At 36.8% G+C, this 5,267-nt stretch carries 6 protein-coding genes; 3 read left to right on the top strand and 3 right to left on the bottom strand.

Going from position 1 to position 5,267, the window contains the following annotated elements; all coding sequences use genetic code 11:
• Nucleotides 1-753: ATP-dependent DNA helicase RecQ (locus tag Q0L68_RS15905; protein ID WP_296705108.1), on the bottom strand; the 753-nt coding region annotated here is incomplete at its 3' end.
• 99 nt (nt 754-852) lie between these two features.
• On the opposite strand from Q0L68_RS15905, the gene Q0L68_RS15900 reads away from it, so the two are divergent.
• On the top strand, nt 853-1,821 hold the full coding sequence (locus Q0L68_RS15900) for a KpsF/GutQ family sugar-phosphate isomerase (protein ID WP_296705107.1): 969 nt from the start codon (nt 853-855) through the stop codon (nt 1,819-1,821).
• A 7-nt stretch (nt 1,822-1,828) separates the two neighbouring features.
• Nucleotides 1,829-2,902 (top strand): mannose-1-phosphate guanylyltransferase, encoded by a 1,074-nt coding sequence (locus Q0L68_RS15895; protein WP_296705105.1) that lies wholly within the window; start codon nt 1,829-1,831, stop codon nt 2,900-2,902.
• A gap of 14 nt (nt 2,903-2,916) precedes the next feature.
• Here the strand turns inward: Q0L68_RS15895 and rlmB are convergent, their stop codons facing one another.
• Nucleotides 2,917-3,693, bottom strand: coding sequence for a 23S rRNA (guanosine(2251)-2'-O)-methyltransferase RlmB (gene rlmB, locus Q0L68_RS15890; RefSeq protein ID WP_296705104.1), 777 nt, complete (start codon nt 3,691-3,693; stop codon nt 2,917-2,919).
• Nucleotides 3,666-4,901 (bottom strand): GWxTD domain-containing protein, encoded by a 1,236-nt coding sequence (locus Q0L68_RS15885; RefSeq protein WP_296705103.1) that lies wholly within the window; start codon nt 4,899-4,901, stop codon nt 3,666-3,668. The genes rlmB and Q0L68_RS15885 overlap by 28 nt, the downstream gene beginning before the upstream one ends.
• A 61-nt stretch (nt 4,902-4,962) precedes the next feature.
• Here Q0L68_RS15885 and Q0L68_RS15880 point away from each other — a divergent pair.
• Nucleotides 4,963-5,267, top strand: a 305-nt coding sequence (locus Q0L68_RS15880) for a methyltransferase domain-containing protein (protein WP_296705101.1), incomplete at its 3' end; no start/stop codon positions are given.

Below are 5,267 nucleotides of genomic sequence, written 5' to 3'. Positions count from 1 at the left end.
AAGGAGATGAGCGATTTCCTCTACTTTCTTTCTGCTCAAACAATAAATTATCCCTGACTTTCCTTTGTGAGATTTAATAAATTTGATCAGATGCTTCTTGGATTCATTTTTCATCTTTGGTCTTACCTCATAAAATAGGTTAGTTCTGTTAAAAGATGATTTAAATAAATCGGCTTCTTCCATTTGAAGATTTCTTTGAATATCCTGCTGTACTTTAGGAGTCGCAGTTGCTGTCAAAGCAATTATGGGAAGATTAGGTGCTATCTGTGCTACTATGGATTTGATTTTTCTGTATTCGGGTCTGAAATCATGTCCCCACTCAGAAATACAATGTGCTTCATCAATCGCAACAAAACTTAAATTTGCTGATTTCAGAAAAGCGACATTTTCTTCCTTTGTAAGTGATTCTGGTGCCACATAAAGAAGTTTGGTTTTCTCTTTTAATACCTCATTTTTTACTTTTGTAGCCTCAGATTTATTGAGAGTAGAATTTAAAAAATGAGCATTTATTCCAAGAGCATTCAACTGATCGACCTGATTTTTCATAAGAGCGATCAATGGGGATATCACTATCGCGGTCCCTCCAGAGACTACGGCCGGTAGTTGATAACACAAAGATTTTCCTGCACCAGTCGGCATAATGACGAAGGTGTTCTTTTTGCTGAGCAAATTGTCTACGATGAACTCTTGGTTACCACGGAACTGGCTAAAACCAAATATTTTCTTAAGTTCAGATTTTACTTTTTCTTCCACTTGAAACAGGTGCTTTAAAGGGTGCGGTGAGCCTGTAAACAGGAATGATTGATTACATTTTATACCTTTGTACTAAATTACTAATAAACGCAGGTAAAATTGAATTTAATTAAAAATATTAGAAATACAGCCACTCGGGTATTGCAAAATGAGGCGAATGCTGTTTTAAATTTGATAGAATATATAGATGGCGATTTTGAGTCCTGTGTGGAAAGGATTTTAAATTCAACGGGCAGGGTAGTAATTACAGGAGTCGGGAAAAGTGCGATTGTGGCTAATAAAATTGTTGCAACTCTGAATTCGACCGGTACACCTGCTTTATTTATGCATGCCGCAGATGCCATTCATGGAGATTTGGGAATGATTCAAGAGGATGATATTGTTATTTGCATCTCAAAAAGTGGAAATACACCAGAAATAAAAGTATTAGTTCCGCTCCTAAAAAAGTCTGGTTCTGTGTTGGTTGCATTGGTGAGTAATGTCAATAGTTATTTGGCGGAACAAGCCGATTTTGTTTTGAATGCCACCATAGGAGAAGAAGCCTGTCCTCATAATTTGGCTCCAACTACCAGCACTACTACTCACATGGCATTGGGAGATGCCCTTGCTGTCTGCCTTTTGGAAGCACGTGGATTTACCTCAGAAGATTTTGCAAAATACCACCCAGGAGGATCATTGGGAAAACAATTGTATCTTAAAGTACAAGATTTGCTGGGCAAAGATCAGGTGCCTATGGTATTGGAAGACTCTGGGTTGGCCGAAGTTATCGTAGAGATCTCAGGGAAACGCTTAGGAGCTACTGCTGTCGTAAATAAAAAAGGAGAGTTGAAGGGGATTATTACAGATGGAGATTTGAGAAGGATGTTGGAAAAGAGTTTAGATATTCAAAAATTAAGAGCCCGTGATATCATGACAGTAAATCCAAAAACAATCTCAAAAGATGAATTTGCTATTCGAGCTTTGAATCTTATGAAGGATTACAATATCACCCAGTTAGTAGCATTAGATGGAAATAAAATTTCAGGATTTGTTCATATTCACGACCTTATGAAGGAAGGGATTGTTTAAACTCGATATGCAAGAAGAACCTTATATTGTAATTATGGCAGGAGGTATTGGCTCCAGATTTTGGCCATATAGTCGACATGATCGGCCAAAGCAGTTTTTAGATGTCTTGGGAACAGGAAGAACCTTACTACAAATGACTTATGATAGATTTCACGAGTTTACAACTTCTGAAAAGTTCTATGTGGTTACTACCAAAAATTATTTTGATCTGGTAAAAGAGCAATTACCTGAATTAGATGAAAAGCAAATTTTAGCAGAACCTCTTCGTCGTAATACAGCGACCTGCATTGCTTATGCGTCCTATAAAATTAACAAAATTGACCAAAACGCTACATTAGTTGTAGCTCCAGCAGATCACCTAATTACGCAAGAAAAGAACTTCCGCGTAGCGATTGAAAAAGCGATTATTGGGGCCCAATTAAAGGGAAGGTTAATAACACTGGGGATTAAGCCCAATAGGCCAGAAACTGGGTATGGTTATATTCAATATCATGAGAAGTCAGGTGAAGAGATTTTTAAAGTCAAAACTTTCACCGAAAAGCCGAATTTTAAATTGGCCAAGGCGTTTTTGGAAAGTGGTGATTTTGTCTGGAATTCCGGAATGTTTGTTTGGAAAGCAAGTAGTTTAATATCAGCGTATGATAAGTACATGCCTGATGTGGCAGAGGTTTTCAATGAGGGGTATCAGTTTTTGGGAAATGAAGGGGAATCTGAATTTATCACTAAAGCCTATTCTTTGCTAAAAAATATATCTATTGATAATGGCATAATGGAACAGTCAGATCAGGTTTATGTCATTCCTGCAGACTTTGGCTGGTCTGATTTGGGATCCTGGAAAAGTCTTTTTGAATTAAAGAAAAAGGACAGGAAAAATAATGTAATTGAAGGGAATGTGATCCTTTACGAAACAGAAAATTCCTACATCAAAGTAAATGGCGATAAATTAGTCGTAGTTCAGGGTCTAGATAATTATTTAATCAATGAATCCGAAAACGTAATTCTGATTTGTAAACTAGATGCTGAAAAAAAATTCAGGGAATTTGTCGCTAATGCCAAAAAGAAAGGGAAGGACTACATCTGACCTTCCCCTTTAATTTATTTTTTCCTCTGTCTCATGGCCTCATAAATAGCCACGCCTGCGGAGACAGAAACGTTCAAACTTTCAATTTTTCCTAACATAGGTATGTTTACTTTTTCATCCACAATGCCCATTAGTTCATTTGAAATCCCATCTTCTTCAGAGCCCATAACCAATGCTACAGGACTTGAAAAATCTGCTTCATACATACTTTTTGAAGTTTTTTCAGTGATTGCCACTAAGGTTAATCCTGATTTTTGAAGATCTCTGCAGGTATAAAAAAGATTTTTTGACCGGACTACCGGTAAGAAATTCAACGCACCGGCTGAAGTTTTTACTGCATCTGAATTTATTTGTGCACTGCCTTTAGCAGGAATCACAATCGCATCGACTCCTGCACATTCTGCGGTTCTAGCTATTGCACCAAAGTTTCTAACATCAGTAATTCTATCTAAAATCAAGATTAAAGGAGCTTTTCCGGAAGAAAAACAGGTTTCTATAACATTGTCCAATGAGGCATATTCTATTGAAGAGATATAGGCAACTACTCCTTGGTGATTCTTCCTCGTTATCCTATTTAGTTTTGCATCTGGGACTCTAACTACTGGTACTCCATCTGTTTTGCAAAGCTTCAGTAATTCTTTTATTAAATCATTGTTCAATTCTTTCTGAACAAGAACTTTATCAATTTCTTTGCCTGCATGGATTGCCTCCATAACAGCCCTAGTGCCAAAAATGAAATCTTTTTCAGTTGCTCCTTTATCTATCAGAAAGCCATCTTTCCGCTTCTCCATATGGAAATGTTTTTAAACCAAACAGGCTGATAAGCTTTGGAGCGGTTCAGCGTGTAATAGTGTGGGGTTAGAATATTCTTTACGCGGACAAAAGTAAAGCGAATTTTTGAACTCTCATTCAATCCTCCGTAAGACCATACCTCCCGGTCCAAATAAAAATTAACTTCATTAGGCGGTCCCATCACAATATAAACCATGCCTCTGTCGGTTTTCCAACCTTCCTTAAAGTCTGTAAATAAGATGTTTGCAAACTCAGTCTGTCGAAAATATTCCTTAATTAAATCTTTAGCAGTATCTGGATTTCTGGTCAGATTATACCAATATTCATCCAAAGCTTTCTTTTTATCTTCAGCTAAAAGCAGTGTTTCATGTTCTTTTCTGGTCGAAATATAAGTGACCATTTGAATCATCTCCTCCCAGTCTTTGACTTTCGGGAAAGCTTCATTGGTAGTTTTAAGCAATAAACCTGAGACTGATGAAGTATCACTCTGATAAAAGTAATATCCTTCATTATCCAAACTTTTTGGAACATTGGTCAGGAAATCACCACGATCCATAACTTCTAATTCTTTTGGTACCGAGGCTGGTTTGGTTTCCATTGGTGGATAAGGAACCTCAAAGGTAACAGGGTAGTAAAACTCATGAAGACTAGGCCCGGATTCAGATTTAAAAAGCAGGGATTGGCCTTTTGTTAAGAAATTTTGATCAAAGGGGATATTATTAGCATAGTATGCGCCAAATGAAGGTTGACCGAAAATAAAAGGACTTTTCAAGTCAACATGATAATAATATTCATCGCCTTGTCTGGTGTCCAAAACAGTTAGCAAAGCTATGGCAGTCTCTTGATTCGAAGGAATACTTACAGACTTTTCGAAAAACCAATGTCTTTCTGTATCGTATTTCAGGTCATTTGAGGTCAATAAATTCACTTCATCATCCAAAATATCTTGCTCATAGCTATTTAGGATTGAATATGAAAAGCTGAACGTATCGAAACTCGGATTTTCTTCAATTTTTTCTATAACCATTTGCAACCTATACTCTGTATCACTCTCTTTGATTGGAATTATTTTTAATCCCAATCTAGAATATCGAGAGTATCGTAATGTCTGATTTAGATTATTTAATTTTTTCTGAGAAAAGCCTTGATTGAAGGCTCCAATCGCCAGAAATAAAAAAGTTATCAGAATGTTTGTTTTAAGCTTCATTGGGTGATCTTATCGGGTTTTAAAAATTAACCTTACTTTTGCCAAAATAGTAAAATTTTGTATGGCTACCTATACAACGGAAATTGCATCAGACAAGTTAATCAGTGACAATCCAATTCATCAACGTTTGCTTAAAGCATACATTGCGGCTCAACCCTGGATTTCGGGTAAATTACTTGAAATTGGCTGCGGAGAAGGAAGGGGAGTAGAAATACTTTTGCCTCATGCCTCGGAATATTTGGGGATTGATAAGATTCAGGAAGTGATTGATGAGCTACGTAAAAAATTCCCCAAAGTGAATTTTGGACAAGCCGTGATTCCTCCTTTTCAAGGTATAGAAGATAACTCCTATGACACAGTGGTGAG

Origin of the sequence: Algoriphagus sp., assembly GCF_024642405.1 — a bacterium.
Taxonomy (GTDB): Bacteria; Bacteroidota; Bacteroidia; order Cytophagales; family Cyclobacteriaceae; genus Algoriphagus.
This window is presented reverse-complemented; position numbering and strand designations above follow the sequence as displayed.